The 24,889-nt window shown below is 63.2% G+C and carries 29 protein-coding genes and 1 pseudogene; 18 read left to right on the top strand and 12 right to left on the bottom strand.

Features of this window, described 5'->3' with window-relative positions; translation table 11 throughout:
- Positions 1 to 22 precede the first annotated feature (22 nt).
- The 3 genes from H8A95_RS00455 to xoxF5 all read right to left on the bottom strand — a co-directional run bounded on the left by H8A95_RS00455 (position 23) and on the right by xoxF5 (position 3,588).
- A complete protein-coding gene (locus H8A95_RS00455; RefSeq protein WP_229181288.1) occupies positions 23 to 1,132 on the bottom strand; it encodes an S-(hydroxymethyl)glutathione dehydrogenase/class III alcohol dehydrogenase in 1,110 nt (369 codons plus the stop codon).
- 50 nt (positions 1,133 to 1,182) lie between these two features.
- A complete protein-coding gene (locus H8A95_RS00450; RefSeq protein WP_163157680.1) occupies positions 1,183 to 1,659 on the bottom strand; it encodes a c-type cytochrome, methanol metabolism-related in 477 nt (158 codons plus the stop codon).
- A gap of 123 nt (positions 1,660 to 1,782) precedes the next feature.
- Positions 1,783 to 3,588: a lanthanide-dependent methanol dehydrogenase XoxF5 gene (xoxF5, locus tag H8A95_RS00445; RefSeq protein WP_229181287.1), complete on the bottom strand. Its 1,806-nt coding sequence runs from the start codon at positions 3,586 to 3,588 to the stop codon at positions 1,783 to 1,785.
- Between the two features lie 421 nt (positions 3,589 to 4,009).
- Here xoxF5 and H8A95_RS00440 point away from each other — a divergent pair, with 421 nt between their 5' ends.
- Positions 4,010 to 4,984 carry a helix-turn-helix domain-containing protein gene (locus tag H8A95_RS00440; protein WP_229181286.1) on the top strand — a complete coding sequence of 325 codons (975 nt, stop codon included), beginning with the start codon at positions 4,010 to 4,012 and terminating at the stop codon, positions 4,982 to 4,984.
- Positions 4,985 to 5,058: 74 nt separating this feature from the next.
- The gene (locus tag H8A95_RS00435) at positions 5,059 to 5,454 is read left to right on the top strand and encodes a YkvA family protein (RefSeq protein ID WP_420839309.1); all 396 of its coding nucleotides are present in this window, start codon (positions 5,059 to 5,061) and stop codon (positions 5,452 to 5,454) included.
- Here the strand turns inward: H8A95_RS00435 and H8A95_RS00430 are convergent.
- Positions 5,451 to 6,815 carry a histidine kinase gene (locus tag H8A95_RS00430; protein WP_229181284.1) on the bottom strand — a complete coding sequence of 455 codons (1,365 nt, stop codon included), beginning with the start codon at positions 6,813 to 6,815 and terminating at the stop codon, positions 5,451 to 5,453. The genes H8A95_RS00435 and H8A95_RS00430 overlap by 4 nt on opposite strands.
- Before the next feature lie 181 nt (positions 6,816 to 6,996).
- Between H8A95_RS00430 and H8A95_RS00425 the strand changes: the two genes are divergently transcribed.
- Both H8A95_RS00425 and fghA read left to right on the top strand, forming a co-directional pair.
- Positions 6,997 to 7,617, top strand: a complete 621-nt coding sequence (locus H8A95_RS00425; protein ID WP_229181283.1) for a response regulator transcription factor — start codon at positions 6,997 to 6,999, stop codon at positions 7,615 to 7,617.
- A gap of 24 nt (positions 7,618 to 7,641) precedes the next feature.
- On the top strand, positions 7,642 to 8,487 hold the full coding sequence (gene fghA / locus H8A95_RS00420) for an S-formylglutathione hydrolase (RefSeq protein ID WP_229181282.1): 846 nt from the start codon (positions 7,642 to 7,644) through the stop codon (positions 8,485 to 8,487).
- 223 nt (positions 8,488 to 8,710) lie between these two features.
- Here fghA and H8A95_RS00415 read toward each other — a convergent pair whose 3' ends face one another.
- Positions 8,711 to 9,190: a DUF3280 domain-containing protein gene (locus H8A95_RS00415; protein WP_229181398.1), complete on the bottom strand. Its 480-nt coding sequence runs from the start codon at positions 9,188 to 9,190 to the stop codon at positions 8,711 to 8,713.
- Between the two features lie 209 nt (positions 9,191 to 9,399).
- On the opposite strand from H8A95_RS00415, the gene H8A95_RS00410 reads away from it, so the two are divergent.
- The 6 genes from H8A95_RS00410 to H8A95_RS00385 all read left to right on the top strand — a co-directional run bounded on the left by H8A95_RS00410 (position 9,400) and on the right by H8A95_RS00385 (position 14,247).
- Complete coding sequence (locus tag H8A95_RS00410) at positions 9,400 to 10,581, top strand: ABC transporter substrate-binding protein (protein WP_229181281.1); 1,182 nt, start codon at positions 9,400 to 9,402, stop codon at positions 10,579 to 10,581.
- A 5-nt stretch (positions 10,582 to 10,586) separates the two neighbouring features.
- Positions 10,587 to 11,564, top strand: coding sequence for a YVTN family beta-propeller repeat protein (locus H8A95_RS00405; protein ID WP_229181280.1), 978 nt, complete (start codon positions 10,587 to 10,589; stop codon positions 11,562 to 11,564).
- Positions 11,561 to 12,376 carry an ABC transporter ATP-binding protein gene (locus H8A95_RS00400; RefSeq protein WP_229181279.1) on the top strand — a complete coding sequence of 272 codons (816 nt, stop codon included), beginning with the start codon at positions 11,561 to 11,563 and terminating at the stop codon, positions 12,374 to 12,376. Before H8A95_RS00405 ends, H8A95_RS00400 begins: the two co-directional genes overlap by 4 nt.
- Entirely contained in the window at positions 12,373 to 13,221 is an 849-nt protein-coding gene (locus H8A95_RS00395; protein ID WP_229181278.1) for an ABC transporter permease, read from the top strand. The genes H8A95_RS00400 and H8A95_RS00395 overlap by 4 nt, the downstream gene beginning before the upstream one ends.
- A complete protein-coding gene (locus tag H8A95_RS00390) occupies positions 13,218 to 13,835 on the top strand; it encodes a hypothetical protein (RefSeq protein WP_229181277.1) in 618 nt (205 codons plus the stop codon). Before H8A95_RS00395 ends, H8A95_RS00390 begins: the two co-directional genes overlap by 4 nt.
- A gap of 115 nt (positions 13,836 to 13,950) precedes the next feature.
- The gene (locus tag H8A95_RS00385; RefSeq protein ID WP_229181276.1) at positions 13,951 to 14,247 is read left to right on the top strand and encodes a copper-binding protein; all 297 of its coding nucleotides are present in this window, start codon (positions 13,951 to 13,953) and stop codon (positions 14,245 to 14,247) included.
- 24 nt (positions 14,248 to 14,271) lie between these two features.
- Here the strand turns inward: H8A95_RS00385 and H8A95_RS00380 are convergent, their stop codons facing one another.
- The 3 genes from H8A95_RS00380 to H8A95_RS00370 are packed head-to-tail and all read right to left on the bottom strand — an operon-like array spanning position 14,272 to position 15,883.
- Positions 14,272 to 14,826, bottom strand: coding sequence for a PQQ-dependent catabolism-associated CXXCW motif protein (locus tag H8A95_RS00380; protein ID WP_229181275.1), 555 nt, complete (start codon positions 14,824 to 14,826; stop codon positions 14,272 to 14,274).
- The gene (locus H8A95_RS00375) at positions 14,823 to 15,704 is read right to left on the bottom strand and encodes a substrate-binding domain-containing protein (protein WP_229181274.1); all 882 of its coding nucleotides are present in this window, start codon (positions 15,702 to 15,704) and stop codon (positions 14,823 to 14,825) included. Before H8A95_RS00375 ends, H8A95_RS00380 begins: the two co-directional genes overlap by 4 nt.
- Positions 15,704 to 15,883 (bottom strand): hypothetical protein, encoded by a 180-nt coding sequence (locus tag H8A95_RS00370; protein ID WP_229181273.1) that lies wholly within the window; start codon positions 15,881 to 15,883, stop codon positions 15,704 to 15,706. Before H8A95_RS00370 ends, H8A95_RS00375 begins: the two co-directional genes overlap by 1 nt.
- A gap of 27 nt (positions 15,884 to 15,910) precedes the next feature.
- On the opposite strand from H8A95_RS00370, the gene H8A95_RS00365 reads away from it, so the two are divergent.
- Together H8A95_RS00365 and H8A95_RS00360 are read left to right on the top strand one after the other, a co-directional pair.
- Positions 15,911 to 16,801: a quinoprotein relay system zinc metallohydrolase 2 gene (locus H8A95_RS00365; protein WP_420839308.1), complete on the top strand. Its 891-nt coding sequence runs from the start codon at positions 15,911 to 15,913 to the stop codon at positions 16,799 to 16,801.
- 43 nt (positions 16,802 to 16,844) lie between these two features.
- Positions 16,845 to 17,668, top strand: a pseudogene (locus tag H8A95_RS00360) (quinoprotein dehydrogenase-associated SoxYZ-like carrier).
- A 35-nt stretch (positions 17,669 to 17,703) separates the two neighbouring features.
- Here the strand turns inward: H8A95_RS00360 and H8A95_RS00355 are convergent.
- A complete protein-coding gene (locus H8A95_RS00355) occupies positions 17,704 to 18,045 on the bottom strand; it encodes a hypothetical protein (protein ID WP_420839302.1) in 342 nt (113 codons plus the stop codon).
- Positions 18,046 to 18,145: 100 nt separating this feature from the next.
- On the opposite strand from H8A95_RS00355, the gene H8A95_RS00350 reads away from it, so the two are divergent.
- From H8A95_RS00350 to H8A95_RS00335, 4 genes are read left to right on the top strand one after another with little or no spacing between them, the layout of a single operon-like run.
- Positions 18,146 to 19,126, top strand: a complete 981-nt coding sequence (locus H8A95_RS00350) for an ABC transporter substrate-binding protein (protein ID WP_229181270.1) — start codon at positions 18,146 to 18,148, stop codon at positions 19,124 to 19,126.
- A 2-nt stretch (positions 19,127 to 19,128) separates the two neighbouring features.
- Positions 19,129 to 19,866 carry an ABC transporter permease gene (locus tag H8A95_RS00345; RefSeq protein WP_229181269.1) on the top strand — a complete coding sequence of 246 codons (738 nt, stop codon included), beginning with the start codon at positions 19,129 to 19,131 and terminating at the stop codon, positions 19,864 to 19,866.
- Entirely contained in the window at positions 19,856 to 20,566 is a 711-nt protein-coding gene (locus tag H8A95_RS00340; protein WP_229181268.1) for an ABC transporter ATP-binding protein, read from the top strand. Before H8A95_RS00345 ends, H8A95_RS00340 begins: the two co-directional genes overlap by 11 nt.
- Positions 20,567 to 20,607: 41 nt before the next feature.
- Positions 20,608 to 20,961 carry a hypothetical protein gene (locus H8A95_RS00335; RefSeq protein WP_229181267.1) on the top strand — a complete coding sequence of 118 codons (354 nt, stop codon included), beginning with the start codon at positions 20,608 to 20,610 and terminating at the stop codon, positions 20,959 to 20,961.
- 4 nt (positions 20,962 to 20,965) lie between these two features.
- Here H8A95_RS00335 and H8A95_RS00330 read toward each other — a convergent pair whose 3' ends face one another.
- The 3 genes from H8A95_RS00330 to H8A95_RS00320 form a co-directional block, all read right to left on the bottom strand.
- Positions 20,966 to 21,202, bottom strand: coding sequence for a hypothetical protein (locus H8A95_RS00330; protein ID WP_229181266.1), 237 nt, complete (start codon positions 21,200 to 21,202; stop codon positions 20,966 to 20,968).
- A gap of 506 nt (positions 21,203 to 21,708) precedes the next feature.
- A complete protein-coding gene (gene pqqA / locus H8A95_RS00325; RefSeq protein WP_009031067.1) occupies positions 21,709 to 21,789 on the bottom strand; it encodes a pyrroloquinoline quinone precursor peptide PqqA in 81 nt (26 codons plus the stop codon).
- A 340-nt stretch (positions 21,790 to 22,129) separates the two neighbouring features.
- Positions 22,130 to 22,528 (bottom strand): EF-hand domain-containing protein, encoded by a 399-nt coding sequence (locus H8A95_RS00320; protein ID WP_229181265.1) that lies wholly within the window; start codon positions 22,526 to 22,528, stop codon positions 22,130 to 22,132.
- Between the two features lie 201 nt (positions 22,529 to 22,729).
- Here H8A95_RS00320 and H8A95_RS00315 point away from each other — a divergent pair, with 201 nt between their 5' ends.
- Positions 22,730 to 22,975, top strand: coding sequence for a hypothetical protein (locus H8A95_RS00315; RefSeq protein ID WP_229181264.1), 246 nt, complete (start codon positions 22,730 to 22,732; stop codon positions 22,973 to 22,975).
- A 227-nt stretch (positions 22,976 to 23,202) separates the two neighbouring features.
- On the top strand, positions 23,203 to 24,867 hold the full coding sequence (locus H8A95_RS00310) for a methanol/ethanol family PQQ-dependent dehydrogenase (protein WP_229181263.1): 1,665 nt from the start codon (positions 23,203 to 23,205) through the stop codon (positions 24,865 to 24,867).
- The last annotated feature ends 22 nt before the right edge of the window (positions 24,868 to 24,889 follow it).

The raw sequence follows: 24,889 nt of genomic DNA, 5'->3' as shown, positions 1-24,889 counted from the left end.
CCTAGTGCTTGGTGTTTTGATTTCAGAATACGACGACCGAACGGATCGATTTGCCCTCGTGCATCAGGTCGAAGCCCTTGTTGATCTCGTCGAGCTTCAGCACGTGGGTGATCATCGGATCGATCTGGATCTTTCCGCCCATGTACCAGTCGACGATCTTCGGCACGTCGGTGCGGCCGCGTGCGCCGCCGAATGCAGTGCCCTTCCAGACGCGTCCGGTGACGAGCTGGAACGGCCGGGTCGCGATCTCCTTGCCGGACTCCGCAACGCCGATCACGACCGAGACGCCCCAGCCGCGATGACAGGCTTCCAGCGCCTGCCGCATCACGGTGGTGTTGCCGGTGCAGTCGAAGGTGTAGTCGGCGCCGCCGTCGGTGAGGCCCACCAGGTGCTGGACGATGTCGCCCTGCACCTTGGTCGGGTTGACGAAATGCGTCATGCCGAACTGGCGGCCCCAGGCGTCCTTCGAGTCGTTGATGTCGACGCCGATGATCTTGTCGGCACCAACCATCTTGGCGCCCTGGATCACGTTGAGGCCGATGCCGCCGAGGCCGAACACGACCACGTTGGAGCCCGGTGTCACCTTGGCGGTGTTGACCACAGCGCCGACGCCGGTGGTGACGCCGCAGCCGATGTAGCAGCTCTTGTCGAACGGCGCGTCCTCGCGGATCTTGGCCACCGCGATCTCGGGCAGCACGGTGAAATTCGAGAAGGTCGAGCATCCCATGTAGTGGAAGACCGGCTTGCCCTTGTAGCTGAAGCGCGAGGTGCCGTCGGGCATCACGCCCTTGCCCTGCGTCGCGCGGATCGCGGTGCAGAGGTTGGTCTTCTGGCTCAGGCAGCTTTTGCACTGCCGGCATTCCGGCGTGTAGAGCGGGATCACGTGATCGCCCGGCTTCACCGACGTCACGCCGGCGCCGACTTCGCGAACGATGCCGGCGCCTTCATGGCCGAGGATCGAGGGGAAGATGCCTTCGCTGTCGAAACCGTCGAGCGTGTAGGCATCGGTGTGGCAGATACCGGTCGCCTTGATCTCGACGAGGACCTCGCCGGCCTTGGGGCCTTCCAGGTCGAGCTCGACGATCTCGAGCGGCTTCTTTGCTTCGAATGCGACTGCGGCGCGGGTCTTCATCTTGGTCTCCACTAAACATCAAACAGGTTTGTCGTTCGCGCCGGTCACGCTCACTTCTTGTTGCCCATGCAGGCGTCTTCGGCCTTGCCATAGGCTTCCGACTTGTCTTCATGCTTGGCCGGCCGAACACGCCCAACCGCATCATTGGCCCGGGCGCGCAGGTACACATAGAGGTCGTCCATGTAGCAGGCAACGTTGGGATTATCGCCGAATGCCGGCATCACATTCTCCTGCGCCGTGGACACGTTCTTGCGTCCGCTCGCGACGACGCCCATGAAGTCCGCGTAGTTCATGCTCTTCAGCGAATTCGCCAGCGCCGGAGCATAGGTCGATCCCATGCCGTCGGGGCCGTGACAGACGTGGCACTCCGAATGATAGCGGCGGTATCCGGAGTACGTGTACCAGTCCACCGTGCCGTCGGACGTCACCTTGAACGTCGGGTCTCCATCCTTGTCGAGATACTTGCCGTCCTCGCTCTTGACGGCGGTCGGATCACCCGCGTCCTCGGCGGAGGCAACTCCACCCATTGCCACGACGAAAATCGCAGCAGTCACAAACCAGATCTTACGCAAAAGCATATCCTCGCGTGCAGATTGAAGACGGACCGGCGCATGGAGTTCGCTCCATGCGCCGGAACGAGGTCGCTCAGCTCACTGCTGCGGCAGCGAGAACACGGTGAGCGTTCCACCGAGCGCGGTGTAGTTGCTCAGCGCGGCATAGCCGCCGACTGCGCCGAGACCAGCCGTCGGATCGGTCAGACCAGCCGCGAGGCCGATGCCTGCCCAACCGCCGACGCCCGACAGCACAGCGACGTACTGCTTGCCGCCATTCTCATAGGTGGTGACGTTGCCGATGATGCCGGACGGAGTCTTGAACTTGTAGAGCTCCTTGCCCGTCTTGGCGTCGACTGCCTTCAGGTAGCCTTCCAGCGTGCCGTAGAACACCACGCCGCCAGCGGTCGCGAGCGCACCCGACCAGACCGAGAACTGCTCCTTGTTCGACCACACGATCTTACCGGTCTTGCCGTCCCAGGCGATGAAGTTGCCCATGTTGGTCTCACCGGGAGGCGGATACATCGACAGCGTCGCGCCGACATAGGGCTGACCTGCGGTGTAGCTCACCTTGAACGGCTCGTAGTCCATGCAGACGTGGTTGGTCGGCACGTAGAACAGTTGCGTCTCCGGCGAGTAGGCTGCCGGCTGCTCGTCCTTCGAACCAAGCGCTGCCGGGCAGATGCCCTTGACGTTGTGGTCTTCGCCGGCCTTGTCGGTCGACGCTGCGTCAAGAACCGTCGGACGACCATAGGTCGGCGAGTCCTTTTTCATGTCGACGCCGGAGGTCCAGTTCACCTTCGGATCATACTTCTCGGCGACCAGGAGTTCGCCGGTGGCGCGATCGAGGGTGTAGCCGAGGCCGTTGCGATCGAAGTGGGTCAGGAGCTTGCGCGCCTTGCCATCGATCGACTGATCCGAGAGGATCATCTCGTTGATGCCGTCATAGTCCCATTCATCATGGGGCGTCATCTGGTAGACCCACTTGGCGACGCCGGTATCCGGGTTACGCGCCCAGATCGTCATCGACCACTTGTTGTCGCCGGGACGCTGCTTCGGATTCCAGGTCGAGGGGTTACCCGATCCGTAGTAGACGAGGTTGAGTTCAGGATCGTAGGAGATCCAGCCCCAGGTCGCGCCGCCGCCGATCTTCCACTGATCGCCTTGCCACGTCTTCAGGCTCGAGTCCTTGCCGACCGGCTTCCCGAGCTCGGTGGTCTTGTCGTCGACCAGGATCTGGTCATCCGGACCTTCCGAGAATCCGCGCCAGACCAGCTTGCCGGTCTTGATGTCGTAGGCGCTCATGTGCGCCTGCACGCCGAACTCGCCGCCGGAGATACCGATCAGGACCTTGTCCTTGATCACCATCGGCGCGGAGGTGCCGGTCGAACCCTTGCTCGGATCGCCGTTCTTCACCGACCATTCCACCTTGCCGGTCTTGGCATCGAGCGCGACCAGCGTGGTGTCGGCCTGGTGCAGGAAGATCTTGCCGTCACCGTAGGCGACGCCGCGGTTGACGGTATCGCAGCACATCACCGGAATGACGTTCGGATCCTGCTTCGGCTCGTACTTCCAGACGATCTGGTTGTCCTTGGAAAGGTCAATAGCGTAGACCTTGTTCGGGAACGGGGTGTGCACGTACATCATGTTGCCGATGATCAGCGGACCGCCTTCGTGGCCGCGCAGCACGCCAGTCGAAAACGTCCACGCTACCTGCAACTTTCCGACGTTCGAGGCGTTGATCTGATTCAGCTTCGAATAACGCTGATTGGTGTAATCGCCGGTCGGCATCACCCAATCTTTCGGGTTCTGCGTCATCTTGTGGAGTTCGTCATTGGCAGTGGCAGCTCCGGCGGCGAACACCGCCATTGCCCCAAGGCTGGTCGCGTATAGCAGCTTGCGCATCGTGGATTTCCTCCCAGGTTCAAGAGCTCAAGGGTTTCCGCCGAAACGGCCCCACTTCTTCCATTATGGTTCCCCATTCGTAGTCCGATCGCATCCGGCTGACTTGCCCAATAGAGAAGAGCCGTTTGCACAGAAGCGAAGCTGCGTCAGATTTTTGCGGGCCGCCGCCGGATTGGCGGGAAAGCTTGCTTCATGTTGCAGGGCATCAATCACGGCCGGCGCAATCCGAGCGCCAGTTTGACGCGTGCTAAGGTTGCGCTTGACGAGCCCAGAACTAAGTCGGAGGATCGCGCGCCATTAACCGGGAAGAAATCCCGCCGCCTCCCTAACCTGTTCAGAATCAGGGAGAAGGCGCATCATCCCGAACCAGACTTAAGCGCGGTGGGCAGTCACGTTGGGGATCGAATCGGTGGCTGGAAAGATGTCCGATACAGTCCATTCACTCAGCACGAACGGATTGACGCCCAAGCGTCAAATCCAGCGCTGGTCGGATGCGCTCACTGATCTTTGCGGCCAGTTCGACGTCGATGCGCTGGAAGGATCCTCGCTCGAAGGCCGGATCAACTACACCACCGTGTCGCGGTTGAAGCTGTGCCAGATCGAGGCAAGCCAGCATCGAATCGCCCATGCGTTCTCGCGCATCAGGCTGAGCGAGCACCCCTACATCAAGATCGTTTTCCAGACGCACGGCGTCTCGCATTTCGAGCAGGACGGTCTGCACTTCGACATCATGCCGGGAGACTGCTTCGCCTATGACGTCTCATGTCCGCACACGATCATCAGCCCGTCCCTGACGCGTCACGAGGTTGTCATCGTTCCAAAGGACCTGCTCAAGGAGCGCGGCTTCCAGCTCTCCAAGATGGCACCGTGCAAACTGTCGGCGCGCAACGGCACCGGCCGCATCGCCTATGATTTCGTCCATGCCGCATTCGGCGAGGCACCGACGCTGACCCCGGTCAACGCCGTGGGCGTCGCTGATGCGCTGATCGACCTGCTGCTGCTGCCGCTGCGCGAGACCGGCGCCATGTTCGACCGCGGCAGCGCTGAGGCGACCTATGTGCGGGCCCAGGGGTTCATCCGCGAGCATCTGCGCGATCCCGATCTCTGCATCGACCGCATTTCCGCGGCGCTCGGCTGCTCGAAGCGCTATCTGCACATGCTGTTCAGCGATCGCGGCATGACGGTCAGCGATTACATCTGGAAGGCCCGCCTGCAAAATTGTCGGCAGGAACTGGAATCACAGAACGGCAAGACCATCACGGATGTGGCGTTCTCGTGGGGCTTCTCGAGCTCCTCGCATTTCAGCCGCGTCTTCCGGAAGTATTTCGGCATCGCGCCCTCCTCCGTCCACAAGGGTCTGCACGGCGGCATGCCGGTGGACGTCGTGCTGGAATAGCGCTTCCGTTCGGCGTGCAGGCGCCCGCCATGCTGTCCGCCATCAAGCATTCCTCAAGCAAGACCCTTTCCTCAATCAAGACCCTTCCCTCAATCAAGGCCTGGGCGCGCAACCTCAAGCGGGACAGCGTCGCGCTGTATCTCGCTTCGCGTGATCCACGCGTACCGTGGTACGCCAAGGCCGTTGCGATCGCAGTGGCAGCCTATGCGCTCTCGCCGATCGACCTGATCCCGGATTTCATTCCGGTGCTCGGCTATCTCGACGATCTGATTCTCGTGCCGCTTGGCATCTGGCTTGCCATCTCGCTCGTTCCGGACGAGGTGATGGCGGAATGCCGCGCCAAGGCCAGCGCGGTATTGCAGCGACCGGCCAGCCGAGCCGGAATGATCGCGATCATCGCGCTCTGGATCGCCGGCGCATTCGCACTGGCGTGGGCCGCGTTCACATACTGGCCGCGAACAGCCCCCTAGGACCCCGCGGCCTTCGGCACCAGCGCCTCGACCGTGACACCATCATCGGTGGAATTGATCTTCAGCGTGCCGCCGAGCGCAAGGATTCGCTCCTGCATGCCGGTCAAACCGCGGCCAAGCCGGTGATCCCTGAGCAGGCCGCGGCCATTGTCGCGAACCCGCACCAGCGCGCAGCCGCGGTTGCCTCGCAGGCCGGCCTGCCGTTCCGCGGGCTCGATCGTGATATCGACTGCCGTCGCGCCGGCGTGGCGGAACACGTTGGTGAGCGCTTCCTGGACGATGCGATAGATCGTCAGATCGGCCATCTCGCCGGTGTCGCCGAGATCAGCCGATATGCGGCTCTCGATCTCCACTTCGGGATGCGACTCACTCCAGAGCCGCACCAGCGCGCCGAGCGCTTCCACAAGCCCGAGCTCGGCCAGTCCGACCGGCCGCAATCGCTCCAGGATGCGGCGGGTGAACTGCTGGAGCGCGTTGACCTGCTCGAGGATGGCGTTGCCATGCTTGCGCAGCGCGGACGGATCGGGCTTTTCGAGATCCGACAGCCGGGTCAGCGCGCCGGCATGCGCGCGCAGCGCGAACAGATAGGGCCCGAACTCATCGTGCAGTTCGCGCGCAATCTCCTTGCGCTCGGAATCCTGCAGCGACACCGCGCGTTCGGCCAGCTGCCGCTTGCTGTCCACGGCCTCGCCCAGCGTCGCCGCCAGATGGTTCAGTTTGGCACAGATCGCAGCCAATTCCGGCGATCCGCCCGGTTCGACGCGGACATCATAGTCCCCCGCCTCGATACCGGTCATGGCCTGCGACAGCGCCTCCAGTGGCGCCAGCGCGCGACCGACCACCAGCATGGTCACCAGAAGCAGCGCCAGCGCAATCGCGGAGCTGACCTCGAGCTGGGTGACGATGCCGTCCCAGATCTCGGCGATTTCGTCGTCAGGATGCGAGGTGATGACGAGTGATTGTGCCTTGCCGTGAACCGAGACCGGCGCCCGCACCGAGGTCTGCTCGGGATGCACCAGCGCGACGAACCACTCCGGCGCGACGCGCGGTTCACTGGCGTCCTGCGGGCGCTCGGGGGATATTGCCGTCGCGTCATCATGCCGCGTGATGCTGACATGACGCAGCCGACTCAAGTCCTGGACGATCTGATCGAGCCGCGCATCGGGATCGGGCGCCTCGTCGAGACCGGCCACGATCGTCGCAACAAACTCTCGAGCCAAGCGGATGACACTGCGGTCCTCGGCCTGGACGCGCGGCCCCGCTTCGAGCACGAGCCGCGCAATATTGATGCCGAGCCCAAGCACCAATATCAGCGCCAGCAGCGCGTTGATCCGTGCGCGCAAGGATAGCTTTTGCCACATGACGTTGCCCCCGACCGCGATCCCTCCTCCGAGAGGATCGTTGACAGCCAAATTTGCCCGGCTATCTAATCGCACCCTATCGCAATCTCGTGCGAGGTGCACAAGCGGTCGGAACCGAGGTGTTCTTCGTGCAAACCTATGTAACGACGAGTGAATTGAAGCAGGTCGCCGGAACAACGCCATGCGCATTCTGATCGTTGATGATCATCCCATCGTTGCTTCCGGTTGTCGCACCGTGTTCGCCGACGACCCCGAGATCACCCTGCTGGAAGCGGCGGATGCCGAAAGCGGCGAACTGACGTTCGTCGCGGAAAAGCCCGATCTCTGCGTGATCGACATCAACCTGCCGACCGTCTCCGGTTTCGAGTTGGCGCGCCGCATCCTGATGCGCGATGCGTCCGCGCGTCTCATCATGTTCAGCATGAACGACGACCCGGTGTTCGCCGCCCGCGCCATCGACATCGGCGCCAAGGGCTACGTCTCGAAGACCGGCGATCCCAATGATCTGATCGAGGCGGTACGCGAAGTCGGCAATGGCGGCGTCTATCTGCCGCCCGCGATCGCACGCAACGTCGCCTTTGCGCGGCCGGGCTTTGCGCAGAATCCGCTGTCCAAGCTCACCTCGCGCGAGATGGAGATCCTGCGCCTGCTCAGTTCCGGCAAGAGTCTGTCGGAAATCGCCTGGCTGGTGCATTCGTCTTACAAGACGGTCGCGAATACGTCATCGATCATGCGCCAGAAGCTTGGTGTACGCACTTCGGCTGAGCTGGTGCGCCTGGCGATCGAGAGCGGCGTCGGCTGACGTCACGCTCCAACACAGAGGAATATGGCAATGCAGACGGTTTCCCAGAACAAGTCGCATGGCGGCACGCAAGGCGTCTATCGGCATCCGAGCCGGGAGACCAGGACCGACATGACCTTCTCTGTGTTCGTCCCGGAGCACGCGGCCGGCGCTAAATTGCCTGTCGTCACCTATCTGTCGGGCCTGACCTGCACGCACGCCAACGTCACCGAGAAGGGTGAATTCCGCGAGGCATGCGCGCAGCTCGGCCTGATCTTTGTCGCACCCGACACCAGCCCGCGCGGCGAAGGCGTCCCCGGAGATCCCGCCAATGCATATGATTTTGGTCTCGGCGCTGGCTTCTATGTCGACGCAACCGAGCAGCCGTTCGCGACCAATTACCGGATGTGGAGCTACGTCACCGAGGAATTACCGAAGCTGATCGCCGAGCAGTTCCCGGTCGACACGTCGCGGCAATCGATCCTCGGTCACTCCATGGGCGGCCATGGCGCGCTGACCGTAGCGCTGCGCTATCCGGATCGCTACCGCGCGGCGAGCGCGTTCGCGCCGATCGTAGCGCCGTCGCAGGTGCCGTGGGGCAACAAGGCACTCGGCGGTTATCTCGGCAGCAACAAGCAGGCGTGGCGCAAGCACGATGCGGTGGCACTGATCGAGGACGGCGCCCGCTTCTCCGGTCTGTTGGTCGACTACGGCGACGCCGACGGATTCCTCACCGAGCAGCTGCGGCCCGAACTCTTGAAGGCGGTCTGCCAGAAAGCCGACATTCCCCTCACCTTGCGGCGTCAGCCGGGCTACGACCACAGCTACTACTTCATCTCGACCTTCATGGCCGATCACCTGCGCTGGCACGCCGCGCGGCTGAAGGCGTGAACGCCGTCTCGCGCCAGCCAGCCTACGAACGTATCCCCGTCATCCCCGCGCAACGGCTTTGCCGTTGTCGCTGGAGGAGCCGCGCAGCGGCGTCTCGAAGGATGAACGGCCCGGCTGGTGGCCGTCGACCCTTCGAGACGCGCGCAAGGGCGCGCTCCTCAGGGTGACGGAGTGAGCCGGTATCGTCGCATCAGCCCCAACGCGAACAGAACGAAGGACTGAACTATCGCGCCTGCGGCGCGCCATAGTTTGGCGCGAGCAGGCGGTTGCGCACGAGGTAGTCGGTTGCGCGTGACCAGGATTCGTCGGTATTGCCGCGCATGTCGGCGCTCACTGCTGCCACCAATTGCCCGGTATGCACGTCGCGCAGGTAGAGATTGATGTTGAGGATGAGGTTGGAGACCTTCTGCACCACGCCCGTCATCGCGAGGTCAGCGCCGAGCTCGCCGGCCAGCTTCACGTCGCATCCGCCGCAGGCTTGAAGATTGCTGCCGTGCGCCGCAGCATTGATGGGCGCGATATCGAGCACTCGGAACTTGCCTGAGTCCGCAAGCCCCTTGCGCACCTGATCGCCGGTCTGGAGCAGTCGCGCCTGCTCGTCGGCTCGCGGCCCGTTCACTTCCCCCTGCAGGCTGGTGTCGATCATCTCGAGATCGAACACCGCGAGCTTGGGCGGCTCCGCGCGCGCCGCTGCCACGGACATCGCCAGCAAAGATATGACGACGGTGAGCGTTGATCTCATGCAAACCCTGATCTCATGATTGTGAACCAATCGAATTTGTTACCTCGCAACGACAAAAAGCGGGGTTGCAAGCCAGGCCAATTCCGTCATCTTGCACATCAACGCATGGCCGGAAAAGCGGAAGCTTTCGACAATGCCATGCCGAGTGAGGAAAGACTGCGGGAGGAGTTATGTTCCGATGGCTGATCGGCACGATCGCGCTCAGCATGATGGCGACCGGAGCGCTGGCGGCTGATCCCGTCGAGATCCATATCGGCTATCTCGGCCATGCCGGCGTCAAATCGACGCTCTCGCTGGTCCAGCAGCCGGCCGACAATGACGGCATCGCCGGCGCCCGCCTCGCGATCGAGGACAACAATACGACCGGAAAATTTCTCAACCAGCGCTTCGTGCTCGACGAGGCCAAGGTCAAGGACAGCGACGATGTCGCCAAGGTCGCGACAGATCTCGCCGGCCGCAACGACTACATCATCACCGACCTGCCCGCCGACGCGCTGCTCAAGGTCGCCGATGCGCTGCGCGAGCGCGGCACCGTGCTGCTGAATGCAGGCGCAATCGACGACCGGCTGCGCGAGCAGGATTGTCGCGCCGATGTCATCCATATCGCGCCGACCCGCTCGATGCTGGCCGACGCGCTCGGCCAATACCTGGTGTGGAAGCAGTGGAAGCGCTGGCTGCTGGTGGTCGGCTCGCACGATCAGGACAAGCTTTACGCCGACGCGCTGCGCCGCGCCGCTACGCGCTTCGGCGCCAAGATCGTGCAGGAACGGACATTCGAGGATACCGGTGGCGCCCGCCGCACCGACAGCGGCGTGACGCTGATCCAGCGCCAGATGCCGGTGTTCACGCAGCAGGCGCCGGCCTACGACGTGCTCGTCGCCGCCGACGAGAGCGAGGTGTTCGCGAACTATCTGCCTTACCGGACCTGGGACCCGCGCCCGGTGGCGGGCTCGGCGGGACTGGTGCCGACCAGTTGGGACGCGACGCATGACCAATGGGGCGCCGTCCAGATTCAGAACCGCTTCGTCAAGCTGAACATGCGGCGGATGACGGCACTCGACATGCAGGCCTGGACCGCGGCCCGCATGATCGGCGAAGCCACATCCCGCACCAATTCGGGGGACCAAAAGAAGGTCATCGCCTTCCTCAAGGGCAAGGATTTCTCGATCGCCGCCTTCAAGGGCACGCGATTGACCCTGCGAGACTGGAATTGGCAACTCCGTCAGCCGATCCTGCTGGCCGATGGTCGTATGGTGGTCTCGGTCTCGCCGCAGGAAGGTTTCCTGCATCAGGTCTCCGAACTCGATACGCTCGGAGTTGACCGCCCTGAAACGAAGTGCAAGCTGCAGTGAGGGAGATGAAACGCATGTGGCGCGGCTGTCTGTTGACCGGGATGCTCGTTTGGCTTGCCGCGACACCGGCGTCCGCCTTCGTTGCCTACGTCTCCAATGAGAAGGGCAACACCGTCACCGTGATCGACACCAACAGCTGGGCCGTGACCAAGACCATCAAGGTCGGTCAGCGGCCGCGCGGCATCGAGTTCTCGCGCGACGGCAAGTTTGTGATGGTCGCGGTCGGCGACGACGACACGATCCAGGTGATCGACACCAAGACCCAGGAGATCGTCGACACCCTGCCCTCCGGCCCCGACCCCGAATTGTTCACCCAGGATGCCGCCGGCAAGACCATGTATGTCGCCAATGAGAACGACAACACGGTCACCGTGATCGATCTGGAGAAGCGCGCCCGGCTCGGCGACATCCAGGTCGGCGTCGAGCCAGAGGGCATGACGATCAGCCCGGACGGCAAGATCCTGATCAACACCTCCGAAACCACCAACATGGCGCATTTCATCGACACCACGACGCGCGAGATCGTCGCTAATGTGCTGGTCGATTCGCGGCCGCGCTTCGCCCAGTTCAAGCGCGACGGCTCCGAATTGTGGGTCTCCTCGGAGATCGGCGGCACGGTGTCGATCGTCGATCCGGTCAAGCGCGAGGTGACCGGCAAGATCACCTTCGAAATCCCGGGCCTCCGCAACGAAGCGATCCAGCCGGTCGGCATCGGAATGACCAAGGACGGCAAGACCGCGTTCGTTGCGCTCGGCCCGGCCAACCGCGTCGCAGTGGTCGATGGCGCGACCCACAAGGTCCTCAAATATCTGCTGGTCGGCCAGCGGGTCTGGCACATGGATTTCACTCCCGACGAAAAATATCTGATGGTCACCAACGGCGTCTCGAACGACGTCTCGGTGATCGACGTCGCGGCCCAGAAGGTGATCAAGACCATTCAGGTCGGCGAACTGCCTTGGGGGATCACGATCGCGCAGCCATGACCGCAACCGATGCCCATATCACGAGCCAGTCCTCGCCGGATGCAAGTCCTGTCGCGGCCGTGCAGCCGGCGCTGTCGATCGGCAATGTCAGCCACAGCTACGGACCGCGCCGCGCCTTGATTGATGTCAGCTTCACGGTTCAGCCTGCGAACTTCACTGCCCTGCTGGGTCTCAATGGCGCCGGCAAGAGCACATTGTTCTCGCTGGTGACCCGGCTGTTCGGCATCCAGAACGGCCAGATCAAGATCTTCGGCCACGACATCAGCCGGACGCCGGGCGAAGCCCTGCGGCTGATGGGCGTCGTGTTCCAGCCTCGCACACTCGATCTCGATCTCTCGCTGACGCAGAACCTGCTGTATCACGCCGCGTTGCACGGCATCTCGCGGCGCGAGGCGCGGCTGCGCAGTGCCGAGGTGCTCACCCGCATCGGCCTTGCCGACCGCGCCGGCAGCAAGGTGCGCGATCTCTCTGGCGGCCAGATGCGCCGGCTTGAGATCGCCCGCGCATTGCTGCACCGTCCCCGACTGTTGCTGCTCGACGAGGCCACCGTCGGGCTCGACGTCAAGGCGCGCGCCGACATTCTCGACCATGTCCGGCAGCTCGTCACCGAACAGGGCATCGGCGTGCTGTGGGCGACGCATCTGTTCGACGAGATCATGCCGGGCGACGACCTCGTCGTGCTGCATCAAGGCCGGATGCTGGCGCACGGGGGGATGTCGCGCGTGATCGCGGACGCTGGTGCCCAGGACGTCAACACGGCGTTCATGCGCCTGACCGGAACGGCAACCCTCACCGGAAAACCGCCAACATGAGCAGCACGACGGTCACGCCCGAGCGCAGCGGTTTCTCACTGTCGGAATACATCGTCTGCCTGAACGGCATCGTGTGGCGCGAGGCGCTGCGCTTCCTGCACCAGCGCGAGCGCTTCGTCTCGGCGTTGGTCAGACCGCTGGTCTGGCTGTTCATCTTCGCGGCCGGCTTTCGTCAGGTGCTCGGCATCTCGATCATCCCGCCCTATGAGACTTACATCCTCTACGAGGTCTATATCGCGCCCGGCCTGATGGCGATGATCCAGCTGTTCAACGGCATGCAATCCTCGCTGTCGATGGTCTACGACCGCGAGATGGGCAACATGCGCACGCTGCTCGTCAGCCCGTTGCCGCGCGGCTATCTGTTGTTCTGCAAGCTGCTCGCCGGCACCGCGGTGTCGCTGCTGCAGGTCTACGCCTTCCTCCTGATCGCATGGTTCTGGGACATCACGCCGCCGACGATCGGCTACCTCACGGTGCTGCCGGCGTTAATGCTGTCGGGCCTGATGCTCGGCGCATTGGGCATGCTGATCTCGGCCAGCATCAAGCAGCTCGAAAACTTCGCTGGCGTGATGAACTTTGTGATCTTCCCGATGTTCTTTGCATCGTCGGCCCTCTATCCGCTCTGGCGCGTGCAGGAAGGCAGCCCGATGCTGTATTATGTCTGCCAATGCAGTCCGTTCACGCATGCGGTGGAGCTGATCCGGTTTGCGCTGTACGGCAAGATGAACTGGGTCTCGCTCGCGGTGGTCGGCGGCTGCACGGTGGTGTTCATGATCGGCGCGATCCTGGCTTACGATCCATCGCGCGGCCTGGTACGCCGCGGACCCGGCGGAGGCGAGGCATGACAGGCTGGCGGCCAGGACTGGGCGCGCTGCTCGCGATGGTTCTGTCGAACGAGGCCGCATCGGCTGCGGACCCGCGTTATCCGGACTGGCCTTGCCAACAGGCCAAGGTGCCCGAGATCTCGCTCGCCGCGGTCTGGGCCGGGCCGCCACTCGGCGATGCCGAGACCAAATGGAAGGACGATCCGAAGATCAGCGCGCTGGCGACCAAGCTCGCGGCGCGCCGCATTCCCCTGGAGGACGCGCAAATGGAAATCACCGAGTTCCTGTCTGCCGCCGCGGCCGACAAGGCCAATGCGGGAAAACTGTTGTTTGCAGGCCTGTTCGATACGCTCAACGGGCAGCGAGCCTCGGTCATGAACGGGCTGGAGCGCGTGATGCGCAAGCAGCGCGAGGCCGCGGAAAAGATCCGCGACGATACGATCAAGCTGCAAAAGTTGCAGGACGCCACCCCGCCGGACCAGGCCAAGGTCGATGAACTCGGCAACCAGCTGGTCTGGGAGACGCGGATCTTCGAGGACCGCGGGCGTGTGGTGAAATTCGTCTGCGAGGTGCCGACCACCATCGATCAGCGCCTGTTCGCGCTGGGCCGCACCATCCAGCAGGAACTGGATTGAGGTCCGCGACCGATCGTCCCCGGGCGATCATCGGGGTGCCGGCGCCGGGTTTATCCGGAACAAACTGCGCTGCCCGCTCGTTGACTCGAACTATATCTGAAGTTGGGAGACCTCGATGAGAGCAGCCAAGATCGTCATGACCAGCCTCGCTGCTGCGAGCCTGATCACCTCAGCGGCTTTGGCCCAGCAACCCATGACCGGAATAGTCACCAAGATTGACCGATTGAGTGGAACCATTTCGCTCCAACAGACGCAAAGCGGAACGGTGGGCGCGGCCGGCGGCGCGATCCAGGAATACAAGGTGCCCAAGGGACAGTCGCTGGAGGACTTCCACGCCGGCGACAAGGTGACGTTCACCACCACAGACAGCGATGGCGGCAGGACCATCAACAAGCTCGACAAGCAGAAATAACCGGCACGACGCGTGAGGACGGGCTCAATGCTCGCCCTCGCGCGGCTCTGGCTCCACATCTGCCAGCGGCAGATTGGCACGCCCCCAGCCGTCGGTTCCCTCCGGATACCACGCCACGTTGCGGTAGCCGTAGGCGAGCGTGCGCTTGGCTGCGTTCCACGACATCCAGCAATTCTCCTGGCAATAGATCACGAGCAATCTTGCCTTGTCGTCGCCGGTGGCGCGGGCCAGCCCGCGTCGCAGATAATCCTCCGTCGATGCGGCGAGCTTGCCGTAGCCGGTGTCGGGCAGCCAGATGCTGCCGGGAATAGCGGAATGGGGCCGTTCGCGCCACACCGTGCCGGCGGGCAGATTTGGCTTCGGCGCGCGCGGCAACACGTCGACGAAGGCGCCGGACTTGTCGCGCCAGATCGCTTCCGCTTCCGCCGTCGTCAGCACGCGTGCGCCGGCAAGTGTTGCCGGTACCAGCGCGCGATAATCCTCGGTACGATAGCCCTCGGGCTCTGCGGGCTGGTCCTGCGCGCGGACAGGCGAAGCGGCGACGACCATCACCGCAAGCATGGCCGCGAGCCTGATCATGGCGATTTGGTCGCGGTCTCCGGCCCGATCGGACGGTCGTTCTCGTCGAGCAGCGGAACGCCGAAGTCGAGCAGGATCTTGTTGATCTCCGGCTGGTTCTCCTGGATCAGGCGATTGAGCTGCCGCTTCCAGTTCTGGTCGGACCCACGCACGCCCATGCCGATCCGATAGACCAGCTTCGGACCGCTGGTCTCCTTGACCAGCGGCGTGATGTGCAGCGGCGGGTTCGCCTTCTTGGCATAAAAGCCCGCCATCGGCCCCCACAGGATGCCGGCATCGATCTCGCCCTTGGCGAGATCGTTCATCATCGCCTCGGCCGAGGAATCGTAGCGCGTATCGATCATCAGCGGATAAGGCTTCGCATTGCTCATCAGACCGTTGATGGCCATGTTGGTCGCCGGCGGCGTTCCCGCGACGATGCCGATATGCTTGCCCTTCAGCCGCTCATCCTCGAGCGTCGTGACCTCGTCGAGCCCACTGCCCGGCTTGGCGACGATCGCATAGGCCGTGCGGTAATAGGGATTGGTGCCCTGCGCGAGGTCATCGCCCTGCGGAAATCCCATGATCACGTCGCAGCGGTGCGAACCGAGCGTCATTCGCACGAAGCCGGTCGCCTGCGGAAAGAACATGTAGTCGAGCTTCTTTTGCAGCTTCCCGGCCAGCAGCTCGCCGATCTTGTTCTCAAAGCCCTCGCCCTTGTCGTTGGAGAACGGCAGGTTGCGCGGATCGGCGCAGATACGGAGCACCCTGGGATCGACCAACTCGATGGAGAGTTCGCCCTGCTCGTTGACCTGCGCGCGCGCGATGTCGCGGCCGGCGAGACAGACGATGAAGCCGGCAAGCGCGAGCAGGACAGGACGACGTCCGACAACTCTCATTACGTGGTCTCCTCTTGTTCGGACATGTCGCCAATATCCAGCAATTGCCCAGTGCACCACGACGTGCAACAGGGATGATAATGATCGCGACGGCGCCGCGCTGCTTGTTGCAGCGCAAACTTGAGCGCGGCGACATCGATCGCGCGTTCCGGAAAAACTGAGGCGGAAACATGGCTCATGGCGGTTCGGTGCTTGCGCTGCTCCTGATGCTTTGGGCGCCGACCATAGCGCGGGCGCAAGAGGCGGAATTGCCTGTGAGCGAAGTCGCTCCCGGAATCTTCGTTCACATCGGGGTCACCGCATTGATGACCAGCGAGAACGAAGGTGCCATCGCCAATGTGGGATTCGTGGTCGGCGACAGCGCCATTGCCGTCATCGACACCGGCGGCAGCGTCCGCGAAGGACGGCAATTGCTCGCCGCGATCCGCAGCCACAGCAACAAGCCGATCCGCTACGTGATCAACACCCACGCCCATCCGGACCACAGCTTCGGCAACGCGGCGTTCGTCGGCGACAGGACCGGCTTCGTCGGCCACAAGGCCATGCCCCGCGCGCTGGCTGCGCGTGGGCAATTCTATCTCGACGGGTTTCGCCGGACCATGGGCGATGCGCTGATCGACGAAGTCCGGATCATTCCCCCGACCGTGCTGGTCGACGACACGCTGAAGCTCGACCTCGGCGGACGGACCCTCACCCTGAAGGCATGGCCACCCGCCCATAGCGACAACGACCTCACGGTCTTCGATGAGCGCACCAAGACCCTGTTTGCAGGCGATATGGTGTTTCTCGAGCATATTCCTGTGGTCGACGGCAGCCTCAAGGGTTGGTTGCGCGCGCTGGACGACATCGCGGCGATCCCCGCCGCACGCGTGGTTCCCGGTCACGGACCCATGAGCGCGTGGCCCGCAGCGCTTGCCGACGAACGGCGTTATCTTGAGACGCTGGCCGCAGACATTCGTGCGCTGATCGCAAGCGGCAAGCCGATCACGGCCGCGGCGGATCATGCCGCGGACGGCGAGCGACCGCGCTGGCAATTGTTCGACGATTACAACGCCCGCAACGCAACTGCAGCATTCTCGGAAATTGAATGGGAGTAGCTGTTGGTCCTATAATGACGCCGCTCGCATAGGATTTCGCGAAATGACCGGACATCGCGCCCGCCTGCTTTGCGTTGCCAGCCTCCTCACGATCGCGGTGGGCACACGGCTGCGCCCGCGGCCGAGACCTATGATCCCTGGCCGGGCCTCGTCCAGGACATCTTCAGCAACCGTCCGATGAATGACGGCAACGACGTCATCGGCATCGAGATGCCGACGCGCGCGGAAGACGCCGCGATCGTTCCGGTGACGCTGCGCAGCAAGCTACAGCCCACCGACAGCCGCCGCGTCGTCGCGATCACGCTCGTCATCGATGAGAATCCCGCGCCGATGGCAGCGAAGTTCACGCTGGGGCCGAACGCCAACGTCACCGAGATATCGACCCGCGTCCGCGTCAACAATTACACCAACGTCCACGCCGTCGCGGAGCTCAGCGACGGCAGGCTCTATGTGAGCAAGGTCTACGTCAAGGCATCAGGCGGCTGCTCGGCGCCGGCCGGCAAGAACGTCGAGGAAGCAAAGAACCGGCTCGGCCAGATGCGCTACCGGCAATTCGCAACGTCCGAACAGGGGCCGGCGACGAGCACGCGGGAAGCCCAGATCATGATCGGGCATCCGAACAATTCAGGCCTGCAGATGGACCAGGTCACGCAGCTGTATATCCCGGCCTTCTTCGTCAACGAGCTGCACATCTGGCAGGACGACAGTCCGGTGCTCGCGATGGAGGGTGGAATCTCGATTTCCGAGGACCCCAATATCCGCTTCACCTACGTCTCGAATGGCGCCGAGCACTTCCGTGCCGAAGCCAAGGACACCGACGGGCACATCTTCGAGCACGAATGGAAGGTCGAGAATCCCGGGACCTAGAATTAGCGGCCCTGACGCGTTCTCACGATCAAACGCTAAAAGCACCTGACTTCGGCTTCGGCCTGGGCGCGCCTGAGGTCGTTGAGCGCGTTCGCTGCCTGCTCGGACGAGCGGAACTGGCCGCCCAGATTGCCGCGCACCTGCGCCATGCTCAGCACGGTCTCGGCGGTGACGTAGCGATCATAGGGGATGATCGAGGCGACCACGTCGATCGAGCACGAACATTGCTCGATCGACTGCCTGGATTCGCCATTGGCCTTCATGCAGCCGAACACATATTCCGCCCGCGCCGAGGTCGGATAGTCATTGATCTCCTGGGCCCGCACGGTGACGGCCGTCCCGGCGAGCGCCAGGATGGCGACAATCGGTCGTAGCATGCCAGCTCCTGCCATGGTCCTGCTTCCTCTTCTCTTTCCGCAAGCTATGCTATGGATGTTGATCAGAAAAGAAACATTCGGGGAAGTGGCTCAACAAACGATGATCATCTCTGTACGCACGGTGTTGGCTGCGGCAGTTCTGGCGGTCATGCAGTTCGGCACCTCGTGCTCCGCGGAGACCATCCGCGTTGCAGCGCAGAAGACCGGAACGCTGGCCTGGGAACTGGCCGTCATTCGCTCCCACGGTCTCGACAAGAAGGCCAATCTGTCGATCGACGTCGTCGAGCTCGCCAGCCCCGAGGCCGGCAAGATCGCGCTGCGCTCCGGCACGGCCGACGTGATGGTGTCCGACTGGCCCTGGGTGTCGCGCGAACGTTCGCTCGGCGCCAAGCTGCAATTCTATCCCTATTCGAGCGCGCTGGGCGCCGTGATGGTGTCGGACTCCTCCGCGGTCAAGACGCTCGCGGACCTCAAGGGACGCAAGCTTGCGATTGCCGGCGGCGCGATCGACAAGAACTGGCTGTTGCTGCAGGCCGCATTGAAGCAGGACGGCGTCGACCTGAAGTCGCAGTCGACCATCGTCTACGGCGCGCCGCCGCTGCTGGCCGCCAAGACGCTCGACGGCGAGATGGACGCGATGCTCAACTACTGGAATTTCTGCGCCGCGCTTGAAGCCAAGGGCTTCCGCCGTCTCGCCGGCATGGAAGACGTCCTGAAAAAGCTCGGCAGCAAGGGCCGCATCGCGATGATCGGCTACGTGTTCGACGAAGGCTGGGCCAATTCCAACAAGGATCTGGTGGCCCGTTTCATCGCCGTGACGCGTGCCGCAAAGGATATCCTTGCGACCTCAGATGCCGAATGGGACGCGATCGCGCCGCTCACCGGCGCGCAGGATGCCGCAACGCTGCATGCCTATCGCGATCGCTACCGCGAAGGCATCCCTCGCCGTCCGATCGCTGACGAAGAAGCGGATGCCCGCGTGCTCTACCGGGTGCTGGTGCAACTCGGCGGCCGCGATCTGGTCGGGACGGCGACCGAGCTCGATCCCGGCACCTTCTATCAAGCGATCCCGGGAGACTAGCGGTGCTGCGTCTCCTGTCCTTCGCGCTGTTCATCGCGACCTGGTGGATAGCCTCGCTCATGATCGGCGATGCGAAGCTGCCGGCGCCGCCGGCGGTGCTTGCGGTGCTCGCCACCGAAGCCCGGTCAGGCGCGCTGTTCGTCAATCTCGGCGCAACGCTGGCCCGCGTCGCGCTGGCCTTCACCCTTGCGATGGCCCTCGGCTCGGCGATCGGCTACCTGATGGGTCGCGTGTCGCTCGCCAATCGCCTCGGCGATCCCTGGCTGATCCTGCTGCTCAACCTGCCGGCGCTGGTCGTCATCGTGCTTGCCTACATTTGGGCCGGACTGACCGAGGTTGCGGCCATCACGGCGATCGCCATCAACAAGCTGCCGACCGCCGTGGTCACGCTGCGCGAGGGCGCTCGCGCGCTCGACCCGGCGCTCGACGAGATGGCGACGGCATTCGCCATTCCACGCGGCCGCGCGTTCAGGCATGTGATCTTGCCGCAGCTCGCGCCCTACATTGCAGCCGCTGCGCGCTCCGGGCTCTCGCTGGTCTGGAAGATCGTACTGGTCGCCGAATATCTGGGCCGCCCGAACGGCGTCGGGTTCGAGATCGGCGTCGCTTTCCAGCTGTTCGACATCCCCCTGCTGCTCGCCTACTCGTTGAGCTTTGCAGGCGTCGTGCTCGTCATCGAGACCTTGCTGGTGCAGCCGTTTGAAACCAGGCTAACGCGGTGGCGGCTCCGTGCAGCTTGAGGTCAATATCACAGGCAAGAGTTTCGAGAGCGCGGCCGGGAAGCGGCACGACGTGCTCGACAACGTCACCTTCAGCTTGAACGCCGGCGAGGTTGGCGTGCTGTTCGGCCCGTCCGGCTGCGGCAAGAGCACCCTGCTGCGGATACTCGCCGGACTCGATAGCAACTACGAAGGTCGTGTCACACGCTCGCCCGGCATGCGCCTTGGCATGGTGTTCCAGGAGCCGCGGCTGTTGCCCTGGCGCACCGTCGAGGAGAACGTCCGGCTGGCCGCACCTGATGTCGACGAGCGCACGCTGTCCGCGCTGTTCGAGGTGCTCGAACTGAGCGCGCACCGCAACCATTTTCCCGGTGAGTTGTCGCTCGGCCTCGCCCGCCGCGTCGCGCTTGCCCGGGCCTTTGCCATCGAGCCGGATTTCCTGATCCTCGACGAGCCGCTGGCCTCGCTCGACAATGCGCTCGCCGGACGGCTGCGCGATCAGGTCGCCACCCTGGTGGCCAGCCGGAAGATGATGACGCTCCTGGTCACCCACGATCTCGACGACGCGGTCCGCCTCGGCGACCGCCTGTTCTTCCTGTCGGCGTGCCCGGCCCGAATCCTTCACGTCGAAACCATCGCGGCGCCACGTGCGGTGCGCAGCGAGCCCGAGATCGGCGAAATCAAGCGGCAGCTCGCACAGTTGGACCTTGCAAATATGTGAGACGCCGTCATCCTTGGACGAAAGCGGTAGGGAGAGGCTGAATGTCGCGTGGGTTGATTGTCGTTGGCGTTGCGTTGCTCGTGCTGCCGGCAACGGTGCTCGCCCAAGGCAAGGGCAAGGGCATTCGGCTGTGGAATCTGACCAGCGCGACGATCTCGAGCTTCGAGCTGTCGCCCGCCGGCAAGAATGAATGGGGTCCCAACCAGACGCTCAACGACAAGGACAAGGAAGTCGACCACGACGAGCGCCTGCGCATCACCGGCGTCGAGCCCGGCCACTACGACGCCAAGGTCGGCTACAGCGGAGGCAAGCAGTGTGTCGCCCGCGACATCGAGATCAAGGCCGACGCCGTGTTCTCGGTCTCCGACAAGGATCTGAAGGACTGCAACAAATAGAGCGCTAGCCCGCGGACGGTTTGCCGTCGGTGCCGGCGTGGTCATTGCTGTGCGGATATTCGCAACGCCAACGGACCGCGGTCCATTTCGGATGTTCGCCGACCCATTGCGCGATGTAAGGCGGCGCGGCCATGGCGCATTGCTGCAGCGAACCATTCCAGTTGAACACTAGATGCTGCTCCTCGCAGGTGGCGGGTGACAGCACGGCACATACAGTGACGATCAGATCAATCGGGTTCATGCGCGATCCCTAAGCGTGCTCATGAAATAGATACCACGACGAAATACGTAATCAGCCAAATCAGTGTTTCACAGCCCCGTGAAAGGACGGGAACCTGAAGGAACGAAAATTCGTGGTCGTTACGAGCTCCAGCTCCATTTCCTGAAAGAGCGTGTGTAGCGGCCGCCATGCCTGGCGGAGCGCCCGGTGGTCCGACTCCGGAATTCACCCGCACCGACCTCGGCGTGGGCACTGGGCGGCAGCGATCGCCGCGGACACCACGACCCCCGAACGCGCTCGCTTGATTTAGACATTCGTGGTCGCCGGGCCACCGCCTTGACCGTCACGGCAAGACAAACCGATGCAGCCCGCCAATCGCGCAGGCGGTGTCACTCTCAAGGTCTTTTTGGAGAGGATGCGAGGGAAGCTATGCGAGCGGCAGCATCGCGGCCGCGGAAGACACCTGCCCGGCTCGATGCAGCAAGCTGCACGAACCGGGCAGGCTGTCTCACGTTACTTATCTTGGATTACTTGCGCGCTGCGCAGGCGTACATGTTGATTTCCATGCCCACCGGCACTTCGACGATCTTCGGTGTTTTCCAGGCCATTTCCTTCTCCCAAGTATAAGTTGGCGCAAGCCTCGCGCCGCGCGGCAAGCTAGGACTGGCTTTTCCAGGGCGCAAGCAGGGCCGGTAAGGACCCGACTTCGCTGCTGGACATGCCGAAACGGACGACGGCTCGCTGACGTCTGCCCGGCTTTGAAACGGCTGGGAAATTCCGACACTGTTCTGTCAGGCATTTTCCGGCCGCCGGGCAGCGACGCGCGGATAAGCAGACCCGATTGCGCCGGTCGAGTCTTGCCCAAGAGCGAAATCGCAACTTTTTTTGTTATGCGCGGAATCCGGCGTCTGTCTCCGGAATCGCCCGGCAAAATTCGCCGCCACGCGCCTACTTGAGCAGGCGCAGCAGTGCCCGGCCGGCGCGCGACTTCAACTCTTTCGCATCCAGCGTTCCGTCATTGTCGGGATCGGCGGCCCTGAAGCGCTGCTCGACCACCGCAAGGTACTCGTCGAGCGTCAGGGTGCCGTCATGATCGGGATCCGCGGCGGCGAGTTCTTTCGCGGTGAGCCGTCCGCGCAATTCGCGCAGGTCGAGCGTGCCGTCGTGATCAGGATCGAGCTTCGCGAACATATCGGCGGCGGCCTTCTTGGCTTCGGCAAGATCGACGGTACCGTCATTGTCGGGATCGAGCGGCTTGAGCGCGTTGCGACCGCTGGATGCCGCCAAGACGGGACCTGACAGGACGGCCATGGCCAAAGTCAGAGCAAGTGAACGGCGCGAAATCATCATTGGTCTCCCTTGAGTGCCGCTCCGCCGGGGTTGCGGAGCGCGCCCTGCGATCGATGCCCATCATAGCAGTCAGGCGACCCTTCCTGCAGCTGGTCTGAGCGGCGATAGCCTGTCGGGTTTCGGGTGGTAACGGACGACCCCACGGATCATCTGTGGCGTTCTGCCGATTGCATTGCACCGGAACGCACGAGGTGACCCATGAACGATGTTTGCAGGACCACGTTGGGCTGCCTCGTTGCGCTCGGCCTGATCGCGCCCGTGTCCGCACAGAACAGCCCCCTCGGCGCCTCGGCGGGGGCGATTCAGCAGCGCACGCTCACCGGGAAGGAGCGGCTCGGACGCAAATGGAGCGACGAGCAGCGCATCGACAATTGCAATGTGCCGCCGGACAAGCGGGGCACCAAGCCACGTCCGAGTGCCTGTCCGCATGCGCCCTCGAGCTGATCGAACCGTTCGCGCTGCGAGATAACGGCGAGCGGCGCTGGCGTTGCGTATTCCACGAGACGGTAAGCTACGGACGCATCAGCGAAAACCTGACCCGCCCAACAGGGCTTGTGCGGTTGGCTGGGGTTCGTTCACGTTTTCGTATTGACCCGTTTTGGTTTCAGGCCGATGGTTCCGTCTGCAACGTCAGGAATAGGCGTGCAGAAAAGGTTCATTGGGAGGATAGGATGAGACGCATTGCGCTGGCCGCAAGCCTCGTGATTCTTGCATCATACGGTGCAAGCGCCCAGACCACCGATCAGTTGGTCAAGGGTGCGACCGACACATCGAACGTTCTCAATTACGGAATGGGTTACAATCTTCAGCGTTTCTCGACGCTGAACCAGATCAACAAGGACACCATCAAGAATCTGGTGCCGGTCTGGAATTACAGCCTCAACGACGACCGCAGCGAGGAATCTCAGCCGCTCGTCTACCAGGGCGTCCTTTACGTCACTACGCACAACGCCACGATTGCGGTCGACGCCAAGACCGGCAAGCAGATCTGGAAGACCAAGGTCGAATATCCCGCCGAGACGCCGCGTATCGTCTGCTGCGGCATCATCAACCGTGGCGCGGCGATCTATGACGGCAAGCTGTTCCGCACCACGCTCGACGCCAATGTGATCGCACTCGATGCCAAGACCGGCAAGGAGCTGTGGCGCCAGAAGGCTGCTGACATCAAGGAAGGCTACTCGATGACGGTGGCGCCGCTGGTCGCCGACGGCGTCGTGATCACCGGCATCTCGGGCGCCGAATTCGGCACCCGCGGCTTCATCGACGGCTGGGATCCCGCCACCGGCAAGAAGCTCTGGCGGACCTATTCGATCCCGACTCCGGACGAGCCCGGTGGCGACACCTGGAAGGGCGATACTTGGAAACTGGGCGGCGGATCGACCTGGATCACCGGCTCCTATGATGCCGAACTGAACACGGTCTATTGGGGCATCGGCAATCCCGGACCGTTCAACTCGGCGGTGCGTCCCGGCGACAACCTCTACACCTGCTCGGTGCTCGCGCTCGATCCGAAGACCGGCAAGATCAAGTGGCACTACCAGTTCTCGCCGAACAATCCGTTCGACTATGACTCGGTGGCCGAGATGGTGCTCGCCGACATGAATGTCGAGGGCAAGCCGACCAAGGTGCTGATGGACGCCAACCGCAACGGCTTCTTCTACGTGCTCGATCGCACCAACGGGAAGCTGCTCGCGGCCAATCCCTATGTGAACGTCAACTGGGCTACCGGAGTAGACCTGAAGACCGGCCGCCCGATCGAGACCGATGTCGTCAAGGATGCACGTGACGGCAAGAAGGTCACGGTCTACCCGTCGATCCTCGGCGGCAAGAACTGGGAGCCGATGTCGTTCAATCCGCAGACCGGCCTCGCCTACGCCAACACGCTCGCCTTCGGCGGCAAGTACAAGTCCGAACCGGTGACGTTCAAGCAGGGCGAATGGTATCTCGGCATGGACCTCACCGATCCCTGGGAATGGGGCACCGGACCGCGCGGCCATCTCAAGGCAATCGATCCGATGACCGGCAAGGCGAAGTGGGAAGCGCCGAGCGACATTCCGCGCTTCTCCGGCGTGCTCTCGACCGCCGGCGGCGTGGTGTTCTCCGGTCAGCTGACCGGCGAATTCGAGGCGTTCGACGCCGACACCGGCAAGAAGCTCTGGCAGTTCCAGACCGGCTCGGGCATCGAGGGACAACCCGTCACCTGGCAGCAGGACGGCGTGCAGTATGTCGCCGTCACCTCGGGGTACGGCGGCGTCTATTCGCTGTTCTCCGGCGACGAGCGGCTTGCCAAGGTGCCACCCGGCGGCTCGCTGTGGGTTTTCGCGGTCAAGAATTGAGCGCGGAGCACACGTGACTGAA

Source organism: Bradyrhizobium oropedii (assembly GCF_020889685.1).
Lineage (GTDB): Bacteria > Pseudomonadota > Alphaproteobacteria > Rhizobiales > Xanthobacteraceae > Bradyrhizobium > Bradyrhizobium oropedii.
The sequence above is the reverse complement of the archived record's forward strand: the minus strand, read 5'-3'. Positions and strand labels throughout refer to the sequence as shown.

What these genes read in the sequence shown, in the direction of transcription:
- fghA (WP_229181282.1), top strand. Translation starts at nt 7,642, where the DNA reads ATGGCAATGCAGACGGTTTCCCAGAACAAGTCGCATGGCGGCACGCAA.
- pqqA (WP_009031067.1), bottom strand. Translation starts at nt 21,789, where the DNA reads ATGGCCTGGAAAACACCGAAGATCGTCGAAGTGCCGGTGGGCATGGAA.
- H8A95_RS00330 (WP_229181266.1), bottom strand. Translation starts at nt 21,202, where the DNA reads ATGAACCCGATTGATCTGATCGTCACTGTATGTGCCGTGCTGTCACCC.
- H8A95_RS00335 (WP_229181267.1), top strand. Translation starts at nt 20,608, where the DNA reads ATGTCGCGTGGGTTGATTGTCGTTGGCGTTGCGTTGCTCGTGCTGCCG.
- H8A95_RS00320 (WP_229181265.1), bottom strand. Translation starts at nt 22,528, where the DNA reads ATGATTTCGCGCCGTTCACTTGCTCTGACTTTGGCCATGGCCGTCCTG.
- H8A95_RS00455 (WP_229181288.1), bottom strand. Translation starts at nt 1,132, where the DNA reads ATGAAGACCCGCGCCGCAGTCGCATTCGAAGCAAAGAAGCCGCTCGAG.
- H8A95_RS00430 (WP_229181284.1), bottom strand. Translation starts at nt 6,815, where the DNA reads ATGTGGCAAAAGCTATCCTTGCGCGCACGGATCAACGCGCTGCTGGCG.
- H8A95_RS00450 (WP_163157680.1), bottom strand. Translation starts at nt 1,659, where the DNA reads ATGGGTGGAGTTGCCTCCGCCGAGGACGCGGGTGATCCGACCGCCGTC.
- H8A95_RS00385 (WP_229181276.1), top strand. Translation starts at nt 13,951, where the DNA reads ATGAGAGCAGCCAAGATCGTCATGACCAGCCTCGCTGCTGCGAGCCTG.
- H8A95_RS00425 (WP_229181283.1), top strand. Translation starts at nt 6,997, where the DNA reads ATGCGCATTCTGATCGTTGATGATCATCCCATCGTTGCTTCCGGTTGT.
- H8A95_RS00400 (WP_229181279.1), top strand. Translation starts at nt 11,561, where the DNA reads ATGACCGCAACCGATGCCCATATCACGAGCCAGTCCTCGCCGGATGCA.
- H8A95_RS00355 (WP_420839302.1), bottom strand. Translation starts at nt 18,045, where the DNA reads ATGCTACGACCGATTGTCGCCATCCTGGCGCTCGCCGGGACGGCCGTC.
- H8A95_RS00440 (WP_229181286.1), top strand. Translation starts at nt 4,010, where the DNA reads ATGTCCGATACAGTCCATTCACTCAGCACGAACGGATTGACGCCCAAG.
- H8A95_RS00365 (WP_420839308.1), top strand. Translation starts at nt 15,911, where the DNA reads ATGCTTTGGGCGCCGACCATAGCGCGGGCGCAAGAGGCGGAATTGCCT.
- H8A95_RS00410 (WP_229181281.1), top strand. Translation starts at nt 9,400, where the DNA reads ATGTTCCGATGGCTGATCGGCACGATCGCGCTCAGCATGATGGCGACC.
- H8A95_RS00350 (WP_229181270.1), top strand. Translation starts at nt 18,146, where the DNA reads ATGATCATCTCTGTACGCACGGTGTTGGCTGCGGCAGTTCTGGCGGTC.
- H8A95_RS00380 (WP_229181275.1), bottom strand. Translation starts at nt 14,826, where the DNA reads ATGATCAGGCTCGCGGCCATGCTTGCGGTGATGGTCGTCGCCGCTTCG.
- H8A95_RS00375 (WP_229181274.1), bottom strand. Translation starts at nt 15,704, where the DNA reads ATGAGAGTTGTCGGACGTCGTCCTGTCCTGCTCGCGCTTGCCGGCTTC.
- H8A95_RS00415 (WP_229181398.1), bottom strand. Translation starts at nt 9,190, where the DNA reads ATGTCCGTGGCAGCGGCGCGCGCGGAGCCGCCCAAGCTCGCGGTGTTC.
- H8A95_RS00370 (WP_229181273.1), bottom strand. Translation starts at nt 15,883, where the DNA reads ATGAGCCATGTTTCCGCCTCAGTTTTTCCGGAACGCGCGATCGATGTC.
- H8A95_RS00390 (WP_229181277.1), top strand. Translation starts at nt 13,218, where the DNA reads ATGACAGGCTGGCGGCCAGGACTGGGCGCGCTGCTCGCGATGGTTCTG.
- H8A95_RS00315 (WP_229181264.1), top strand. Translation starts at nt 22,730, where the DNA reads ATGAACGATGTTTGCAGGACCACGTTGGGCTGCCTCGTTGCGCTCGGC.
- H8A95_RS00395 (WP_229181278.1), top strand. Translation starts at nt 12,373, where the DNA reads ATGAGCAGCACGACGGTCACGCCCGAGCGCAGCGGTTTCTCACTGTCG.
- H8A95_RS00405 (WP_229181280.1), top strand. Translation starts at nt 10,587, where the DNA reads ATGAAACGCATGTGGCGCGGCTGTCTGTTGACCGGGATGCTCGTTTGG.
- xoxF5 (WP_229181287.1), bottom strand. Translation starts at nt 3,588, where the DNA reads ATGCGCAAGCTGCTATACGCGACCAGCCTTGGGGCAATGGCGGTGTTC.
- H8A95_RS00310 (WP_229181263.1), top strand. Translation starts at nt 23,203, where the DNA reads ATGAGACGCATTGCGCTGGCCGCAAGCCTCGTGATTCTTGCATCATAC.